This is a genomic window from Reyranella sp. (genome assembly GCF_036558665.1).
GTDB lineage: Bacteria > Pseudomonadota > Alphaproteobacteria > Reyranellales > Reyranellaceae > Reyranella.
This window is the reverse complement of the sequence record NZ_DATBFE010000071.1, coordinates 1-17,802: the sequence shown is the minus strand read 5'-3', so window position 1 is coordinate 17,802 and position 17,802 is coordinate 1. Positions and strand designations below refer to the sequence as shown.

Here is a 17,802-nt window from a genome sequence, read left to right as displayed (position 1 = left end):
TGCGCAAGGATAGTCGCTCGTCGACACTTTGCCCATGGCCGACTACTCCAACATCACCTTGACGCGCGAGGGCGCGGTGGCACGGCTGGTGCTGAACCGGCCGGAGCGGCGCAATGCGCTCACGCAGGCGATGATGCTGGAGCTCGAAGACGCCTTCAAGCGCGTCGCAAGCGACGGCGAATGTCGCGTATTGGTACTGCGCGGGGCAGGCGGCCATTTCTCGGCCGGCGGCGATCTCGCGGTCATGGCGGACATGCCGCCGGAGCCGGCCGACGGTGTCGTCGATCCGCTGGTCGCAAGCTATCGCCAGTTCGGCGATGCCTTGTTGGCGCTGAACCGCGTGCCGCAGCCCACGGTCTCGGTGGTCGAGGGTTCGGCAGTCGGCGGAGGCTTCGGCATGGTCTGCTGTTCCGATGTGGTGATCCTGCACGAGAGCGCCCGGTTCGGCTTGCCCGAACCGAAGGCCGGATTCATTCCCTCGCAGATTCTGCCCTTCATCGTGCGCCGCATCGGCGAAGGCCCGACCCGCGATCTCGCGCTGACGGCACGGGTCATCGATGCCGCCGAAGCCCATCGGCTGGGCGTCGGCCGGCATGTCTGCACGACGACGGCGGATCTCAATCGGACGTTGAAAGGCGTGATAGAGGACACCCTGAAACTCGAACCTCAAGCGCTGGCGGCAGTGAAACGCCTGGTGCTCTCGACCGCTGCATCCGACGATCGGTCAGTCCTGGACGATGCCGCTCACAGCCTGGTCGCCCTGCTGCGCCGGCCGCAGGCGAGCGAGGGCATCGAGGCCTTCATGAGGAAGACTGCGCCGTCGTGGACGAAGGGGTAAAGGCCATGCGCAATTACCGGCATATCGAGGTGAGGCCGATCGCGGGGGCACTGGGCGCCGAGATTTCCGGCGTCGACATGGTGCGCGACCTCGACGACGATGTGGTTGCCGAGGTCCGCCGTGCCTTCCTCGACCATCTCGTCATCTTCCTGCGCGGTCAGAAGGCGACGCCGCAACAGCAGCTTGCCTTTGCCCGCCGCTTCGGCACGCCGATCGAGTATCCGCAGCTCAAGGGTCTACCCGATGCGCCCATGGTCACGCCGGTGGTGAAGCTCGAGCACGAGCGCAACAATTTCGGCGGCATCTGGCATTCCGACACCACCTATCTGCCCGAGCCGCCGATGGGCAGCATGCTGCTGGCGCGCGAAGTGCCGCCCTATGGGGGAGACACGATGTTCGCCAACCAGTATCTCGCTTTCGAGGCGTTGTCCGATGGACTCAAGCGAACGCTCGAGGGGCTCATCGGCATCAGCTCGTCGTCCAAGGCGGATGTAACACGCACGCGGGAGGATGCTCTCAGGCAAGCCGGTGCCGGGGCGACACCCAAGATGTTGCAAGCCGAGCATCCGATCGTGCGCACCCATCCCGAGACGGGGCGCAGGGCGCTCTATACGAGCGACGCCCACACCGCCTGCATCAAGGGTTGGACCGAGGCGGAAAGCCTGTCGCTATTGCGGTTCTTGTGGCAGCACCAGGTTCAGCCGGAATTCACCTGCCGCTTCCGCTGGGAGCCCGGCTCGCTTGCCTTCTGGGACAATCGATGCGCGATGCACAATCCGATCAACGACTATCACGGCTTCCGCCGCGTGATGCATCGCATCACGCTGGCCGGCGACAAGCCGAGGTAGCAGCCCGGCGTGGTGTCGTCGGATCAGTGGGCCGGGCTGAGGTTGATCGTGCCGACGGAGCTGCGTTCGAGTTCCGCCGGAGTTCCAGCGATCGAGACATAGCCGAAATTGCGCCAGCCCGTGAGGAAGCTGTGCGCCCAGCGGGAGAACATGTTGCCTGACTGGCCGAGCGGAATGGCGAAGCGACTATTGTCGAGGTCGCTGAAGTCATACACCGCGCGATAGGTCGCGCCGTGTATAGCCTCGAACGGTCGAGGGCCCCGGAAGGCGGGCGTGGCGCGGTTCAGGGTCTGGGCGCCGCCGTCCGCGGGATAGCGCACCGAGGCGAGATCGCGCAGGACGGGTATCCCGTCGAACAGCGGGTGCCTATGGGCGGCGTCGTGCGCTTGGCCCCATCGCCACGTATCGATGTCGTTGCCCTGCTGGTCGCTGATGCCGTTCAGCGCCGCATCGAGCGATCTCGCGATAATGTCGCCGCAAGTTTCGACGGCCGTGGTGCTACGATCGTCGCACCATTGCGGCCGATCGCGCAGGATCCGTAGCAACAGCGGTACGTTCGGCGCGGCCATATCGCTATAAAGATCGTCGCCCAGTTCGTCGGCCAGAAGCTCGCGCTGCAGTTCGAACAGCCAGGCAGTATAGATCAGGGGCTCGGGCCGATCCGCCAGCATGAACCGGTTCCAGCGGCTCATCATGTCCTGCACCGTGGCGGCACGTGCGTTGCGTGGCGGCACCTTCAGCAGCACGGGCAGGATCTCCGCGGCGTCCGGCGACAGGTTGTCCGCCTGGATCGCGATCATCCCGTAGACCGGATGGCGTTCGACCTCGCGCAGGAGCTGGTTGGCGCGGCGCTGGCGATAGGGTTCGGCCCAGTCGCGGCTGATGAAATGGCGATAGTCGTCGGGCACCAGGCGTGCGTTGGCGTTGACGATGATGCCGCTCGCGGGATTGAAGGTGCGCGGCAGCTCGTCGAACGGCACGAAGCTTGCCCAGTCGTAGTCACCGGCCCAGCCGGGCGAGGGCAGGGAGCCGTCGCCCTTGCGCCGGATCGGCACGCGGCCGGGTGCCACGAGGCCGATATTTCCCGACGTATCGGCATAGACGATGTTTTGCATCGGGGTGATGATCTTGCGTGTCGCGGTCAGGAAATCGTCCCAGTTCTGGGCAAGGCCGATCCGGATGAAGCCTTCGATCGAGGTATCGGCGCCATCGAGCGCCGTCGCCTGAAGCGCAAGCACGTGGCCCGGCGCGGCAATTTCGTCGGAGCGACTCATGAAGTCGTTGATCACAACGCCGTGCCGCGTGCTGCGGATGTGCATCTGGACGGGCTGGCCCCAGAGGACGTTGATCGTCTCGTCGCGTCCGCCGAACGGCCGCGCGCCGTCCGGCGTCAGGTAGCGGTTGGGATCGGTCGGATCGATGCGCTCGATAAAGAGATCCTGGCTGTCGAGATTGGTCGTGGTGAAGCCCCAGCCGATGCTGGCGTTGTGGCCGAGCACGATACCCGGGCCGCCTGGGGCAGAAGCGCCGCGGATGTCGAATCCGGGTCCGACCAGACGTGCAAGGTACCAGAGCCCCGGGAAGCCGAAGCCTAGATGCGGATCGTTGGCCAGAAGGGGTTTGCCCGACACGGAGTGGGCGCCCGACAGCACCCATTCGTTCGAGGCCTCGCGCTTGCGCGTCGCAATGTTGTCGGTGGCGCGGTAGAGCCGCTCGAGGTCGAGCCCCTGGAGTGCCTCGTTGACCAGTGAGAGCGTTGCATCGCGGCTCTCGCCGGACGGCTCGATCAGGAATTTCACGCCGTCCTCGCCGATCTTGCGTAGTTCCAGCGACCGCAGGAGTTCGGCGCGCCAGTTGCCATCGAGCGTCAGCGCCATCAACTTCTGCCAGACGATCGAATCAGCCGGCTGCCATTTTTCGGGCTCGTAGCGGCCGGCGGTAAGCAGGTGCACCAATGTGAGCTCGAGGCCGAACCGGCGATCGTCGTCAGCCAGCCAGGCATTCACGCCGGCGGCATAGGAGTCGAGGATGGCGCGTGCACTTGGCGATAAGGCGGCGACACTGTCCTGCGCGGCCCGATAGAGGCCGAGGCCGCGCATGGTGCGGTCGGTCGCGACAATGCCCTGTCCGACGAGCGCAGGCGGCAGGATTTCCGACAGACGACCCTGGCCCAGACGGCGCATGAATTCCATCTGCCAGAAACGATCCTGGGCATGCACGAAGCCGAGCCCGAAGATGGCGTCCTCGATCGAGCCGGCGATGATGTGCGGCACGGCGTTCTTATCGCGCAGGATCTCGACCGGGGCCCTTAGTCCCTGTACCTGGAATTTGCCGCTGTAAGGCGGCAGCGCGCCGCGCACCTGGAAATAGATGCCGACCGCGAACACGACGAGCGCCACCGCGAGCGCGCCCAGCAACTTGGCAAACCCGACGCCGAGCCGCGCGGCAAACGATGCCGGTCTGCGGGCCGCGGAAGCCCCCACGTCTAGCGGCCGATGAAGGAGAGGATCGCCTCACGGTCGGCGTCGAGATCGGGCGCCGGCGGCCGGGTCGTCGGATCGTCGAAGGCCGACATCTTGAGCGGGTTGCCGGCGAGCCTCAGCATGCCGCCACTGCCGTCCGGCACCTCGACCAGCATGTTGCGTGCCGCCACCTGCGGGTGGGCCAGCGCCTGCCTGACGTTGTTGATGGGACCGCAGGGAATGTCGGCCTTCGACAGCACCGACAGCCAGTGCGCTGTGGGCTTCGTTCGCAGCAGGCCTTCGATCTCGCCTTGCAGCCTGCCATGGTTCTTCTGCCGCAACGCATTGGTCTTGTACTCGGGATCCGCCGCCATCGCCGGGAGACCGAGCGCATTGCACATCTTGGCGAACAGGCCGTCATTGCCGGCGGAGATGATGATGGCGCCGTCGGCGGTCTTGAATGCCTGGAACGGCACGATGGTGGGATGGCGCGCACCGAGCGGACCCGGTACCTCGCCCTCGACGGTGTAGCGCATGACCGCGTTCTCGAGGAGGGCGATCTGGCAGTCGAACATGCCGATATCGACCTTGGTCGCTTCGCCCGTCTTCAGGCGATGGACCAGCGCCGCATTGACCGCAACTGCCGTATAGAGGCCGGCCCCGATGTCGCCGATCGACATGCCGACCCGCACCGGCTCGCCGCCTTCCGAGCCGGTGATACTCATGATGCCGCCGATGCCCTGAACCACCATGTCGTAGGCGGGATCCCGCGAATTGGGACCCGTGTGACCGAAGCCGGACGCCGAGGCATAGATCAGCTGCCGGTACCTGGCATGCAGCGCATCCCACCCATAGCCCAGCTTCTCCATCGTTCCGGGCCGGAAATTCTCGACCACCACGTCGGCCTTGGCGAGGAGGTTCTCGAAGATGGCGCGGTCCGCCTCGCTCTTGAGGTCGAGCGCGATACTTTCCTTGCCGCGATTGACGGACGCGAAATAAGTGGACTTGCCTTTCACGAACGGCCCATAGGCACGCGCGTCGTCGCCGCCTTTGGGCGATTCGACCTTGATCACCCGCGCGCCCATTTCGGCCATCAGCAAGGTGCAGTAGGGACCGGCGAGAATGCGCGAGAGATCGACGACGGTGATGCCCGACAGCGGGCCTTTGGTCTTCTGGGTCATGGCGGGTTCTTAGCCAGTGGGCCGCCGCGAATCCAGCCAGACGTTTGCCGCGGCCGCGCCGATCACGATGGCGCCGCCGGCAAGCGTGAGGTCGCTCGGCCGCTCGCCCTCGATTGCCCACACCCAGATCGGGCCCAGCACCAGCTCGAGGAGACCGAGGAGGGCCGCACGCCCGGCTGGAATGCGCTTGAGGCTCGCCAGGTAAAGAAGCAGCCCGGCAGCCAACTGGCCCGGCCCGAGCGCCACCAGCCAGGCAAGGTCTGAGCCCGTTGCAGCGGCAGGATCGGCAAAGGGGAAGGCCACGATGGCCGAAATGGCGCCGGCCAGCGCCAGCGCGGGAACCATGCCGATGTCGCGACGATGCCGCACGATCACATAGTTGAAACTCATGCACAGAGTCACGCCGGCGCTCACCGTCATGCCGAGCAGGGCACCCGCTTTCAGCGATCCGGCCACGCTCAGGCCAAGGCCGACAACGGCCGCCGTCATTGCCGCGATGGTGTGGCGGTGGATCGGTTCGCCGAGGAACAGGCGGGCGAGCAGAGCCGTGACGAAAGGCGTTGCGCCAAAGACGATCAGTACATTGGCGACCGGCGCGAGCCCGAGGGCAAGAATAAAGGCGATGAAGCTGCCCGCGAGCATGAACGCGCTCAGCACCAATGCGGAGCCGGCACTGCGGATATCGATCAAAACACGGCGCCATTGCAGCAGGATCAGGGGCAATATCGTGGCAACCAGCAGGATAGAGCGCCAGAACGACACATCCCATGCGGGCAACGCGATACGCCGTACGATGATTCCGGCAGTGCTGAAGACGATCGCCGCGCCGACGGCGTAGACGACGCCAAGCGTGGCGGAACTCTGCGAAGAAGAGCGCGTTTTCATAACTGACAAAGCTGAATACGGATCTGCCGTGCCCCCGTCTATCGAATCCCTGGATTTGCCGCCGTTCAGGCCACGCTTTCCATGGTGGGGTGCGGATCTGCAAACGCTTTCTGTACTGCTGCGAACGTCGCTGTCGGATCTGTCGCCGCATCAGAGCGAGCGTGTCTGCTTTCCGATGGCCGATCGCACCGGCGATATCCTCCTCGGCATGCTGGACCAGCCGGCGGAGCCGATCGATGGCCATCCGCTCATCATCCTGATCCACGGCATGACAGGCTGCGAGACCAGCGTGTACGTACTGAGCGCGGCGCGCCATCTTCTCGATTGTGGCTATCGCGTGCTTCGCCTCAATGTGAGAGGGGCAGGCCCGTCGCGGCCCTATTGCAGCGAAATCTATCACGTCGGCCGTACTGCCGATTTTCGTCGCGTGCTGTGGCAGCTCCCGGAGGAGCTGACAAGGAACGGCATCGTCGCCATCGGCTATTCGCTGGGCGGAGCCATGTTGCTCAAATATCTCGGCGAGGAAGGTGCGTTCGCGCCGCTGCGCGCGGCTGCCAGCGTATGCGCGCCCATCGACCTCATCGCGACCGCCAAGCAAATGATGCGGCCGCGCAATCGGCTTTATCACGCCTATATCCTGAATGGCGTGAAGGCCGAGACGCTGGGCGAAGGAGCACGGCTCTCGGCTCAAGAGCGCGAGGCCGTGCGCAACGCGCGCACCGTGCCGGAATACGACGACAGCTTCATCGCACCGCGCTACGGCTATCGTGGCGGCAACGATTACTACGACCTCTGTGCGCCGCTGCGCTACATGCCGGAGATCCGCGTCCCGACCATGGTCCTGGCGGCCTGCGACGATCCCTGGATTCCGATTACCCACTATCAGGCCTTCAGGTGGGACGACAATCGCTGGCTGCTGCCGGTGCTGACTCCGACCGGCGGTCACGTGGGATTCCACGGTGACGCCAGCAACCGCCCATGGTGCGACCTCGCGCTGGAGAAATTCCTCGAGCGAATTGATAGCATGGCGGCGTGAGCTTCGATCTGCCGCCTTTTCGACAGCGCTTTCCCTGGTGGGGTGCGGACCTGCAAACGCTGGCCGGCCGCTTGCGGGCCGCGCCGTTTGCGCCGAACTCATGCTGCAGCGAGCGGCTTTCCTTTCGCCTGCATGACGGCGATGTGCTGCTTGCCTCGCTCGATCGTCCGGCGACGGCGCAACCGGCGCGACCGCTCGTCCTCCTGATCCATGGGTTGACCGGCTGGGAGCAGAGCCTCTACGTTCAGAGTCAGGCACGGCTGCTGACGGAGCGCGGCTACTGCGTGCTGCGTCTCAATCTTCGCGGAGCCGGGCCGTCGCGGGCGACGTGCCGCGGCCACTACTACGCCGGCCGCAGCCAGGATCTGCGCGAGCTCGTGTCGTTGCTGCCGACCGAGCTGACCCGACAAGGACTGGCGGTGGTTGGCTATTCGCTGGGCGGCGCGATGCTGCTGAAGTATCTCGGTGAGGAAGGTGCCGCCGCACCGTTCGTCGCCGCCGCCAGCGTGTCGGCACCCATCGACCTCTCGGCCACCTGTCGGAACATGATGCGGCCGCGCAATAGACTCTACCATCGCTACATCCTTGCCGAGATGAAACGCGAGGCGACGGGCGAGGGGGCACAGCTCTCGCGAAAGGAGCGCGCGAACGTCCTCGGTGCCGAGACGATCTGGCACTACGATGAAGGCTTCATCGCGCCACGCCATGGCTTTGACGGCGCCGAGGACTACTATGAACGCTGCAAGCCGGTGCGATTCATGCCTGCTATCCGTGTTCCGACGCTGGTGCTTGCCTCGCTCGACGACCCATGGATTCCGGGACCGCTCTACAGCAGCTACGATTGGGCGGGGAACAAGGCGCTCATCCCGGTGCTGACCGACCGCGGCGGCCATGTCGGCTTCCATGGCGCTGGCGACCATCGCCCTTGGAGCGACCTTGTTGTCGCGACCTTCTTCGGCACCTATGCGTGCGCCGATTCGCAGCCGAGCGTTAGACCTTCGAGCGTTGCCTTGGCGACGTCAGCAACGACAGCAACAGCTTGGCGGCGCGACTGAGATAGCCCCGGCGGCGATGGATCGCGGTGATGGGAATGGAGGTCGCCATCACGGGAATGTCGAGGGCGACCAAAACTCCTCGGCGCAATTCGTCGCGGACGCTGCTTTCGGGGACGAGCGCCAAGCCGAAGCCGGCCTGCGCCAGCCGCTTCTGCGCGGTGAGGCTGTCGATCAAGGTCACTGCGGTGGCGTCGAGGCCGGCGCGGATCAACTGGCGAACCAGGACATTGCCAGACGAATCTCGCTCTCCAGCCGCCGGCGGAAAGCCGATCCACCGTTCGCGCGCGAGCGGGCGGGCATTGCGGATGCGGCAACCGGCGAGAGAATGGGTGGGCGCCGCGACGACCAGCATTTCTTCGGACCCGGCGTTCAATGACACGAGTTCGGGCCGATCGATGGCGAAATAGCGCAATCCAAGATCGGCCTCGCCGCGACGCACCAGATCCGTGACCTCCGTACTCGAGGCGGTGCGAAGTTCGAGGCGGACGTCCTTCGACCGACGTGCGAAGCGATGCAAGGCATCGATGATATGGGTATCCGCAAGAGTGCCCACCAGAGCCAGTGAGATTGCGCCCGATTGGCCGGAGCTGAGATCGCGCACGGCGTCGCGGCCGTCCCGCAGCGCTGCGAGCGCTGCTTCCGCATGCGGGAGGAAGGCGTGGCCCGCTTCCGTGAGCTGCGCGCGTCCGCGAATCCGTTCGAGCAAGGGCGCGCCCAACTCCTGTTCGAGCAGCGCCAGTCGCCGGCTGATGGCGGGCTGCGAGCGGTGCAATCTCTGCCCGGTGGCAGTGAAGCTCCCGAGCGCGGCAATCGTCGTGAAGGTGCAGATCTCTTCGAAGTCCATTGGATCAGTATTTCTGATCCTGATGGCAAGTACTATGCATTTTACAGGAACATGCCAGCGCAGGAATGTTGAACTCGATGCAAGAAGCATGGAGAGACGCGATGCGCAGCCAGGCCGAGAAAGCCTCGATGTTCCGTACCCTGCATGAACGGCGGGGCGCCTTCATCATTCCCAATCCGTGGGACGCCGGCACCGCCAGGATATTGGCGGCGTTGGGGTTCGAGGCTCTGGCGACGACGAGCTTGGGGGTGGCCAACGGCCTGGGCCGTGCCGACAGCAGGGTGACCCGAGACGAGGTGATCGCAAACTGCCGCGCCATCGCCGAGGCGACCGATCTTCCCGTCAGTGTCGATCTCGAGAATTGCTTTGCCCATGCACCGGCAGAGGCCGCCGGCGCGATCCGCCTCGCCGCCGAAGCGGGCGCCGTCGGCGGATCGATCGAAGACGCGACCGGCGATCCAAAGGACGGCATATATGACTTCGACTTGGCGGTGGCGCGGGTCCGTGCCGCGGCCGAGGTGGCACACTCGCTTCCGGTGCCGTTCATGCTCACGGCGCGTGCCGAAAATCTGTTGCACGGGCGCCACGATTTCGGCGACACGATCCGTCGCTTGCGTGCCTATCAGGAGGCGGGCGCCGACGTGCTCTACGCGCCCGGCCTGCGAAACCTGGCGGAGGTGCGCCAGATGGTTGGGGCCGTGAAACGCCCGTTCAATGTGGTGACCGGCTGGCTCGATCCGGGTGTCACTGCAGCGGATCTGGCCGAGGCCGGTGCCAAGCGGATCAGTGTCGGCGGGGCGCTTTCGCGCCTGGCGCTCGCGACGTTCGTCCAGGCCGGACACGCCATGAAGGAGCAGGGCTCATTCGCCTGGATGCGCGATATGGCAGGCGTTGGCGATCTGCGCCGACTGTTCGAAACAGGCGCGCCCGTCTAACGAATTTCGCCGCGGCCATTCACTCGAGAACGATCGGCTCGGCGGGCGGGCCGTCGCGCAGCAGACGCTTCAGTCGCAGCCCGAGGTCGGTCGGCTCGAAACGCTCGGGCGACGTCGCGATCTCGTCGAGCGGCCACCAGCGATGGGCGAGGGTCCAGCTCTTCTCGCGCTCGTCGAGGCCCGACGTGTCGATGGCCGTCGTTTCCACACGACCGAGGAAGAACCGTTCGCGATGGAGCACCTTGCGTTCGCGCCATTGCATGACGCGCTCGCGCGACCAGACCCAGCGCACGTCGGCTTCGACGACGAGGCCGGTTTCCTCCCGCGCCTCGCGCACCGCCGCCTCGGCATAGTCCTCGCCGGGATCGACCATGCCGCCGATCATCACCCAGAACGGGTCGTGGAACGGGTCCGCCGGGTCGTAGACGGCCGGATTGTGGACCTTGAACAGGAACAGGCGATCCTGCGGATCGAGCAGGATGAGCCGCGCCGATGGACGCTCGATCATGCTCGAACGTTCATCGGTTCTCGAGCAGTTTCGCCGCGTCGATCGCGCCGTAGGTGAGGATCCCGTCGCAACCAGCCCGCTTGAAACCGGTCAGCGTCTCGATCAGCACCTTGTTCCAGTCGAGCCAGCCGCGCTCGGCCGCGCCCTTCAGCATCGCGTACTCGCCGCTCACCTGGTAGGCGTAGGTCGGCACGCCGAAGGCGTCCTTCACCCGGCGAACGATATCGAGATAGGGCAAGCCGGGCTTCACCATCACCATGTCGGCGCCTTCCTCGATATCGAAGCCGACCTCGCGCAGCGCCTCGTCGGAGTTGGCATAGTCCATCTGGTAGGTCTTCTTGTCGCCCTTCAACGCGCCCGAGCTGCCGATAGCATCGCGGAAAGGATTGTAGAACGCCGAGGCGTACTTGGCGGCATAGGACATGATCCGGGTATGTACGTAGCCCTTGTCGTCGAGCGCCTTGCGGATCGCGCCGATCCGGCCGTCCATCATGTCGGACGGCGCCTGGATGTCGGCGCCGGCCTCGGTCTGTACGATTGCCTGCTTGACGAGCGCGTCGAGCGTTTCGTCGTTCTGCACGTAACCGTCGCGCACGATGCCGTCATGGCCGTCGCTGTTGAAGGGATCGAGCGCAACGTCGCAGACGATGCCGATGTCCGGAACAGCCTTCTTGACCGCGGTGATGGCCCGGCAAACGAGATTGCCCGGGTTGTAAGCCTCGCGGCCATCCGGGGTCTTGGCCTTGGGGTCGGTCTCGGGAAAGATCGCAAGCGCCGGAATGCCGAGGTCACGGGCCTGCTTGCTGGCTTCGACGAAAAGATCGACGCTGAGGCGGTCGACGCCGGGCATGGACTCGACCGGTGTCCGCTGGTTCCAGCCTTCCTGAACGAAGGCCGGCCAGATCAGGTCGTCGACCGAGAGCCTGGTTTCGGCGACCAGCCGACGCGACCAGTCTTCACGGCGGTTGCGGCGCAGCCGTGTGGTAGGGAATCGGCCGAGGGTCGTGAAACGTTTCGACATGGCCGGTCTTATAGCCGCTCAGAGGGCGCGGATGCGACGCCGATAATAGGCATTGGGTCGCAGGCCGGTCGCCATGTAGGCGCAGAAGCCCGTCGCGAGGATGAGCTCGCCCGTCATGTCCACGAACAGCGGCCAGTGCGCCACCGCGCCGTAGCTCACGGCGACGCCGCCTCGATACAGGATCCAGACGACGAGGCCGGCGCAGACGATGACCGGTGTCTGGCGCAGACGCAGCAGGGTCATCACGACAAACACGAGCGAAAGCAGGCCGGCAAAACTCACCGCCACGGTGTACCGCGAGCCGATTCCGAGCAGCCGATCGAGAGCGAAGAGCCAACCAGCAAGTTCGAGCACGAAAAGGAGGGCGGCCAGGAGCAGAACGACGAGAAGGTCGCCGCCAAGCCGTGCTTCCGGAAGCGCCGCCGCCTCGCTCTCGGTCAGGTTTTGCCATTTCATGGCGGAACCTTAGGCGTCCCGCGGGTTCGTTGACAGGGGGGGGCCCCCCGATATGATCCGCCGCGCATGGATTTCACACTTTCCGCGGATCAGGAGGCCTTCCGCGACACCGCCCGCCAGTTCGCGACCGAGCGGATGCTGCCCCAGGCCGCGCGCTGGGATGCCGAGAAGATTTTCCCGGACGCGGTCTTGCGCGAGGCGGCGGCACTGGGCTTCGGCGGCATCTATGTGAAGGAGGATGTCGGCGGCAGCGGGCTCGACCGGCTCGATGCCGCGCTGATCATCGAAGAGCTGGCGGCCGCCTGCCCCAGCACGGCGGCCTACATCTCCCTCCACAACATGGCTGCCTGGATGATCGACGGTTTCGGCGACGATGAGCAGCGCCGGCGCTTCCTGCCCAGGCTTTGCTCGATGGAGCATTTCGCGAGTTACTGCCTGACCGAGCCGGGCGCCGGCTCCGATGCCGCGGCACTCGCAACGCGGGCCGAGCTCGAGGGCGGTCACTACATCCTGAACGGCACCAAGGCCTTCATCTCGGGCGGCGGCCGCAGCGACATCTACGTGGTGATGCTGCGCACCGGCGGACCGGGTGCGGGTGGTGTCTCGACGCTCGTGGTCGAGAACGGCACGCCGGGTCTTTCGTTCGGCAAGCAGGAGCAGAAGCTCGGCTGGAACAGTCAGCCGACAGCATCGGTGATCTTCGAGAATTGCAAAGTGCCGGTCGCCAATCGGCTTGGCCCGGAAGGGCATGGCTTCAAGATCGCGATGATGGGACTCGACGGCGGGCGCATCAATATCGGCGCCTGCTCGCTGGGCGGTGCGCGCGCCTGCCTCGAGACGGCCTCGCGCTACGTCGTCGAGCGCAAGCAGTTCGGCAAACCGATCGCCGATTTCCAGGCGACGCAGTTCAAGCTCGCCGACATGGCGACCGAACTCGATGCCGCGCGCCTCCTGATCTGGCGCGCGGCGGCGCTGCTCGACGCCAAGTCGCCCGAGGCGACACAGGCGGCCGCGATGGGGAAGCGCTTCGCGACCGATGTCGGGTTCCGCGTCGTCAACGAGGCGCTGCAACTGCATGGCGGCTACGGCTACTTGAAGGACTTTCCCATCGAGCGCTATCTGCGTGACTTGCGCGTTCATCAGATCCTCGAGGGCACCAACGAGATCATGCGCGTGATCATTTCGCGGCGTCTGTTGATGGGATAGCGAGTGGAATGGCGGAAGCGGAAATACTATTCGAGGTAAAGGACGGCCTGGGCGTCATCACGCTCAACCGGCCGAAGGCGCTGAACTCGCTGTCGCACCGCATGATCCTGGAAATGGAAAGGGTCCTGCCGCGATGGGAGAAGGATGACGCCATCAAGGCCGTGATCCTGCGCGGGGCGGGCGATCGCGCCTTTTGCGCGGGCGGCGACGTCACCGGCCTCTATCGCGAGATGCGCGACAATCCCTCGGGCACTACGCGCCGCGATTTCTTTCGCGATGAATATATCGTCAACCGGCGCATCTACCGCTTCGCCAAGCCGTGGATCTCCATGATCGACGGCATCGACATGGGCGGAGGCGTGGGCCTTTCGGTGCATGGCACGCATTCGATTGCCACCGAGAAGTTCCTGTTCGCCATGCCCGAGACCACCATCGGACTCTTTCCCGATGTCGGCGGCGGCTACTTCCTGTCGCGCCTGCCGGGGGCGCTCGGAACGTTCCTGGCGCTCACCAGCCATCGCCTGAAGGCCGCCGATGCCGTGTGGGCTGGCATCGTCCAAGCTCATGTGCCGAGCGCAAAGCTCGGCGAGCTGCAGGCGGCGCTGGCGGCGGCCGATCTTTCCGGTCCCGATGGCAACAGGAAGGTCGACAAGATTGTTGGCCGCTTTGCCGAGGATCCCGGCGTACCGGCGCTGCCGGCGCTGATGCAGGACATCGACCGGTGCTTTTCGGCCGAATCGCTGTCTGAAATCGTCGCCAAGCTGAAGAAGCGGCACGGCGAATGGGCCGACAGGCAACTCGCCGCGCTGATGAAGCTTTCGCCGACCTCGATGGCCATCACTTTGGAGCAGCTCAGGCGTTGCGCCAACCGGTCGTTCGAGGACACCATGACGATCGAATACCGCATGTCGCAGCGCTGTATGCAGGAGGGGCATGACTTCTTCGAAGGCGTGCGCGCGCTGCTGATCGACAAGGACCAGAAGCCCAAATGGAACCCTTCGAACATCGAAGGCGTCACGCAGGCGATGGTCGACGAACATTTCAAGCCGGTGTCGAACGACCTGTTCTTCGACTAGCGGACGAGGAGGAAGCCATGGCGAAGATCGCCTTTATCGGTCTCGGCAACATGGGTGGCCCGATGGCGGCCAATCTTTGCAAGGCCCAGCATCAGGTGACGGCGTTCGATCTGTCGGATGCGGCCGTCGCAGCGGCGGTCGAGAAGGGGGCGCACAAAGCCAAGAGCGCCGCCGAAGCCGTCAAGGACGCGGAGATCGTCGTCACCATGCTGCCGGCAGGCAAGCATGTGCGCGAGGTCTACGAGAAGGATGTGCTGCCCAATGTCAAGAAGGGGGTGTTGCTGATCGACTGCTCCACCATCGACGTCGAAAGCGCGCGTCATGTCGGAGCGCTGGCCCGGAAAGGCGGCCACGAGATGATCGATGCCCCGGTGTCGGGCGGCGTAGGCGGCGCGACCGCGGGTACACTAACCTTCATGGTCGGTGGTTCCGACTCGTCCTTCGCCAAGGCGCGGCCGATCCTGGAGAAGATGGGCAAGAACATCGTCCATGCCGGCGGCAGCGGCAACGGCCAGGCCGCCAAGATCTGCAACAACATGATCCTCGGCGTCTCGATGATCGCCGTCAGCGAGGGTTTCATGCTGGCCAAGCGCCTCGGACTCGATGCGCAGAAGCTGTTCGACGTGGCCTCGACGGCGTCCGGCCAGTGCTGGTCGCTCACCAATTACTGCCCGGTGCCAGGACCGGTGCCGACGTCACCGGCCAATCGCGACTACCAGCCGGGTTTCACGGCAGCGATGATGCTGAAGGACCTGATGCTCGCACAGCAGGCGGCGTCGGCCGCCGGCGCGACGACGCCGCTCGGTGCCGAGGCAGCGCAGCTCTTCAGCCTGTTCGTGAACGGCGGCAACGGCGCCAAGGACTTCTCCGGCATTGTCAGGATGCTCGACGGCAAGTGAGGTTGGCGTGATCACGCTCTACGATCTGGTCTTCGACAACGACGTTCGCCCCAGTCCCTTCTGCTGGCGGACCAAGCTTGCGCTCAAGCACAAGGGGCTCGTCTGGCGCGACGAGCCGATGGGCTTCACCGAGAAGGACAAGATCGCCTTTGCGCAGTCCCAGACCGTGCCGGTGATCCATGACGGCACGCATGTCGTGAAGGATAGCTGGGCGATCGCCCTGCATCTCGAGAAGGCCTATCCCGGGAAGCCGCTGTTCCCCGACGATCCGGCCAAGGCTCATGCACGCTTCGTCAACGGCTGGGCGGATACCTCGCTTCACATCCTGATCTTTCCAATGGTCGTGGGCGACATGCCGCAGACCGTGCGACCGCAGGACAGAGACTACATCATCGAATCGCGTGGCAAGCGGCTCGGCACGACCGACTTTGCCACCGTCCAGAAGAACGCCCGCGAGAAGGGTGTGGTGGCTTTCCGGCAGGCGCTCGAGCCAGTCCGCCGTGTGATGAAGGAGCAGCCGTTCCTTTCCGGCACTGCGCCGGCCTATGCCGACTACATCCTGTTCGGCAGCCTTCTATGGCCGCGCTCCTTCGCGAGGGATCTCGAGCTCCTGGACAAGGAGGACATCGTCTGGGCTTGGCGCGAGCGCATGCTCGACCTGTTCGACGGCTTCGGACGCAAGGCGAAGACGGCCGTAGCATGAGCGAGCAATCGGGCAAGCCTTTCGATCCCGCCGAACATCGATTCGGTCCGACGCACTGGTTCGAGGACCTCGAGGTTGGGCGCAGGTTCTACATCAACTCGCGCACGCAGACTGAAGCACTTTTCGCTGCCTTCCAGTCGGCGAGTGGCGACAATCATCCGATCCACTACGATCGCGAATACTGCAAGGCCCGTGGCCACCGCGATCTGTTGGCCCATGGCCTGCAGGTGGCCATTCAGGGGGCCGCCGGCGGCGGCATCTTCCCGCATTTCATCGGCGACTCGCTCGTTGGATTCCTGGAGCAGTCTTCACGTTTCCTGAAAGCCGTCTATTGTGGCGACACGCTTTATCCGATGCTGGAGGTCACCGAGCTGAAAGGGGGTCGCGCGACGGGTGTCGTGACCATGAAGCTCACGATTCACAATCAGGCCGGTGTGCTGGTATGTGACGGCGAACACAAGTACCTTGTGAGGAAACGACCGCAATAGAGGGGAAAGCCACATGATCGGCGTCATCGCGAAGCTCACCGTCAAGGCCGGGACCAACGCCGACTTCGAGGCGACCATGAAGGCGTTGCAGGCCAAGGTTCAGGCCGACGAGCCGGGCAACAAGCTCTATGCCCTGCACAAGACCGACGACGTCAACGTCTATGTCATGCTGGAGCGCTACACCGATCAGGCAGCGCTGGATGCTCATCGCGCAGCACCGCATTTCAAGGAACTGGGACGCAAGCTCGGCGACTATCTCGCCGGCCGCCCGGAGGTGCAGGTGATGAAGGAGGTCTGACCGCCTCCGGGAAGCGCAGCCCCATGGATGCCCTCGTTCACCGTCATACGCCTCCGGGGACCGCGCCGGGCCTCTTGACAGGGCGTGCGCCTGTCGTCGACGAGGCGCTCGATTTCACGCTGGTCGAATACACGCCGGAAGAATGCGAGGTCCTGCACGGCGTCGAAGTCGACGAGTGCCAGTTTCATCTCGGCACGCCCGGCCACACCTGGATCGATGTCGCCGGCCGCGCCAGCTCGGAGATGCTGCACGACCTCGGCACGGCCTTCAATCTGCATCCGCTCGCCCTGGAAGACGTGTTCCATGCCCACCAAAGGAGCAAGCTCGACATCTACGATGGCCAGGGCTTCATCGTGCTCAACGACCCGGCCTACGAGGACGGCGAGATCCGGGTGCGTCAGGTCAGCATCTTCTTTGGCGACAACTACGTCATCTCGTTTCACGACCACAAGCTCGACATCTTCAAGCCGGTGCGGGATCGCCTGCAGGTGACTGGCTCCCGGCTGCGCACCCTGGACATCGACTACCTTGTCTATGCGCTGATCGACCTTGTCGTGGACCGCAAATTCCCGCTGATCGAAGCGTTGGCCAACCACCTCGAGCTCCTGGAGGACGAGGCGCTCGGTCATCCGACCAAGACGACGCTGAGCCATATCCATCAGGCCCGGCGCGCGCTCGTGACGTTTCACCGCCTGCAATGGGCGGAGCGCGAGACCATCCTCGCGGTGATGCGCCCCGAGACGCCAGTCATCAGCGCCGACACCCGCACCTATCTGCGCGACTGCTTCGACCATTCCATCGCCGTGCTCGACCTGCTCGAAAGCTACCGCGAGATGTGCAACGGCCTGATGGAAGTCTACCTGATGCAGGCCTCCAACCGGATGTCCGAAGTGATGAAGACGCTGGCGGTGATCACGGTCTTCTTCATGCCGCTGTCGTTCCTCGCCGGTGTCTACGGCATGAACTTCGACCGGGAGGCAGGCAATATGCCGGAGCTGGGCTGGAGGCATGGCTACCTGTTCTTCTGGGTGCTCACGGCGATCGTCGTCATGGGGCTGTTCTT

19 protein-coding genes are annotated in these 17,802 nt (G+C 64.8%); 12 read left to right on the top strand and 7 right to left on the bottom strand.

What is annotated here, in order from left to right; translation table 11 throughout:
- The first annotated feature begins 34 nt into the window (after nucleotides 1-34).
- Nucleotides 35-838, top strand: a complete 804-nt coding sequence (locus tag VH499_RS11285) for an enoyl-CoA hydratase/isomerase family protein (protein ID WP_332052828.1) — start codon at nucleotides 35-37, stop codon at nucleotides 836-838.
- A 5-nt stretch (nucleotides 839-843) separates the two neighbouring features.
- Nucleotides 844-1,686, top strand: a complete 843-nt coding sequence (locus tag VH499_RS11280; protein ID WP_332052827.1) for a TauD/TfdA dioxygenase family protein — start codon at nucleotides 844-846, stop codon at nucleotides 1,684-1,686.
- 23 nt (nucleotides 1,687-1,709) lie between these two features.
- Here VH499_RS11280 and VH499_RS11275 read toward each other — a convergent pair whose 3' ends face one another.
- Genes VH499_RS11275 through VH499_RS11265 form a run of 3 tightly spaced genes read right to left on the bottom strand, consistent with a single transcriptional unit; the run spans nucleotide 1,710 to nucleotide 6,214 of the window.
- On the bottom strand, nucleotides 1,710-4,169 hold the full coding sequence (locus VH499_RS11275; protein WP_332052826.1) for a penicillin acylase family protein: 2,460 nt from the start codon (nucleotides 4,167-4,169) through the stop codon (nucleotides 1,710-1,712).
- Between the two features lie 2 nt (nucleotides 4,170-4,171).
- A complete protein-coding gene (locus VH499_RS11270) occupies nucleotides 4,172-5,329 on the bottom strand; it encodes a CoA transferase (RefSeq protein WP_332052825.1) in 1,158 nt (385 codons plus the stop codon).
- Nucleotides 5,330-5,338: 9 nt separating this feature from the next.
- The gene (locus VH499_RS11265; protein ID WP_332052824.1) at nucleotides 5,339-6,214 is read right to left on the bottom strand and encodes a DMT family transporter; all 876 of its coding nucleotides are present in this window, start codon (nucleotides 6,212-6,214) and stop codon (nucleotides 5,339-5,341) included.
- 175 nt (nucleotides 6,215-6,389) lie between these two features.
- Between VH499_RS11265 and VH499_RS11260 the strand changes: the two genes are divergently transcribed.
- The gene (locus VH499_RS11260; RefSeq protein WP_332052823.1) at nucleotides 6,390-7,250 is read left to right on the top strand and encodes a YheT family hydrolase; all 861 of its coding nucleotides are present in this window, start codon (nucleotides 6,390-6,392) and stop codon (nucleotides 7,248-7,250) included.
- A complete protein-coding gene (locus tag VH499_RS11255) occupies nucleotides 7,247-8,305 on the top strand; it encodes a YheT family hydrolase (RefSeq protein WP_332052822.1) in 1,059 nt (352 codons plus the stop codon). Before VH499_RS11260 ends, VH499_RS11255 begins: the two co-directional genes overlap by 4 nt.
- Here VH499_RS11255 and VH499_RS11250 read toward each other — a convergent pair.
- Entirely contained in the window at nucleotides 8,241-9,149 is a 909-nt protein-coding gene (locus VH499_RS11250; protein WP_332052821.1) for a LysR family transcriptional regulator, read from the bottom strand. The genes VH499_RS11255 and VH499_RS11250 overlap by 65 nt on opposite strands.
- A gap of 101 nt (nucleotides 9,150-9,250) precedes the next feature.
- Here VH499_RS11250 and VH499_RS11245 point away from each other — a divergent pair, with 101 nt between their 5' ends.
- A complete protein-coding gene (locus VH499_RS11245; protein WP_332052820.1) occupies nucleotides 9,251-10,084 on the top strand; it encodes an isocitrate lyase/phosphoenolpyruvate mutase family protein in 834 nt (277 codons plus the stop codon).
- A 19-nt stretch (nucleotides 10,085-10,103) separates the two neighbouring features.
- Here VH499_RS11245 and VH499_RS11240 read toward each other — a convergent pair whose 3' ends face one another.
- The 3 genes from VH499_RS11240 to VH499_RS11230 are packed head-to-tail and all read right to left on the bottom strand — an operon-like array spanning nucleotide 10,104 to nucleotide 12,069.
- Nucleotides 10,104-10,592, bottom strand: coding sequence for an NUDIX hydrolase (locus VH499_RS11240; RefSeq protein WP_332052819.1), 489 nt, complete (start codon nucleotides 10,590-10,592; stop codon nucleotides 10,104-10,106).
- Between the two features lie 10 nt (nucleotides 10,593-10,602).
- Entirely contained in the window at nucleotides 10,603-11,613 is a 1,011-nt protein-coding gene (gene hemB / locus VH499_RS11235; protein ID WP_332052818.1) for a porphobilinogen synthase, read from the bottom strand.
- 18 nt (nucleotides 11,614-11,631) lie between these two features.
- Nucleotides 11,632-12,069: a hypothetical protein gene (locus tag VH499_RS11230; protein WP_332052817.1), complete on the bottom strand. Its 438-nt coding sequence runs from the start codon at nucleotides 12,067-12,069 to the stop codon at nucleotides 11,632-11,634.
- Nucleotides 12,070-12,135: 66 nt separating this feature from the next.
- Here VH499_RS11230 and VH499_RS11225 point away from each other — a divergent pair, with 66 nt between their 5' ends.
- From VH499_RS11225 to corA, 7 genes are all read left to right on the top strand, one after another.
- Nucleotides 12,136-13,275 carry an acyl-CoA dehydrogenase family protein gene (locus tag VH499_RS11225; protein WP_332052816.1) on the top strand — a complete coding sequence of 380 codons (1,140 nt, stop codon included), beginning with the start codon at nucleotides 12,136-12,138 and terminating at the stop codon, nucleotides 13,273-13,275.
- A gap of 8 nt (nucleotides 13,276-13,283) precedes the next feature.
- On the top strand, nucleotides 13,284-14,351 hold the full coding sequence (locus tag VH499_RS11220) for an enoyl-CoA hydratase/isomerase family protein (protein WP_332052815.1): 1,068 nt from the start codon (nucleotides 13,284-13,286) through the stop codon (nucleotides 14,349-14,351).
- Nucleotides 14,352-14,368: 17 nt separating this feature from the next.
- A complete protein-coding gene (mmsB, locus tag VH499_RS11215; RefSeq protein ID WP_332052814.1) occupies nucleotides 14,369-15,250 on the top strand; it encodes a 3-hydroxyisobutyrate dehydrogenase in 882 nt (293 codons plus the stop codon).
- Nucleotides 15,251-15,257: 7 nt separating this feature from the next.
- Nucleotides 15,258-15,953, top strand: a complete 696-nt coding sequence (locus VH499_RS11210; protein ID WP_332052813.1) for a glutathione S-transferase N-terminal domain-containing protein — start codon at nucleotides 15,258-15,260, stop codon at nucleotides 15,951-15,953.
- The gene (locus VH499_RS11205; protein WP_332052812.1) at nucleotides 15,950-16,441 is read left to right on the top strand and encodes a MaoC family dehydratase; all 492 of its coding nucleotides are present in this window, start codon (nucleotides 15,950-15,952) and stop codon (nucleotides 16,439-16,441) included. The genes VH499_RS11210 and VH499_RS11205 overlap by 4 nt, the downstream gene beginning before the upstream one ends.
- Before the next feature lie 13 nt (nucleotides 16,442-16,454).
- Nucleotides 16,455-16,739 carry a putative quinol monooxygenase gene (locus VH499_RS11200; RefSeq protein WP_332052811.1) on the top strand — a complete coding sequence of 95 codons (285 nt, stop codon included), beginning with the start codon at nucleotides 16,455-16,457 and terminating at the stop codon, nucleotides 16,737-16,739.
- Nucleotides 16,740-16,762: 23 nt separating this feature from the next.
- On the top strand, nucleotides 16,763-17,802 hold a 1,040-nt coding region (gene corA / locus VH499_RS11195; protein ID WP_332052810.1), incomplete at its 3' end, for a magnesium/cobalt transporter CorA.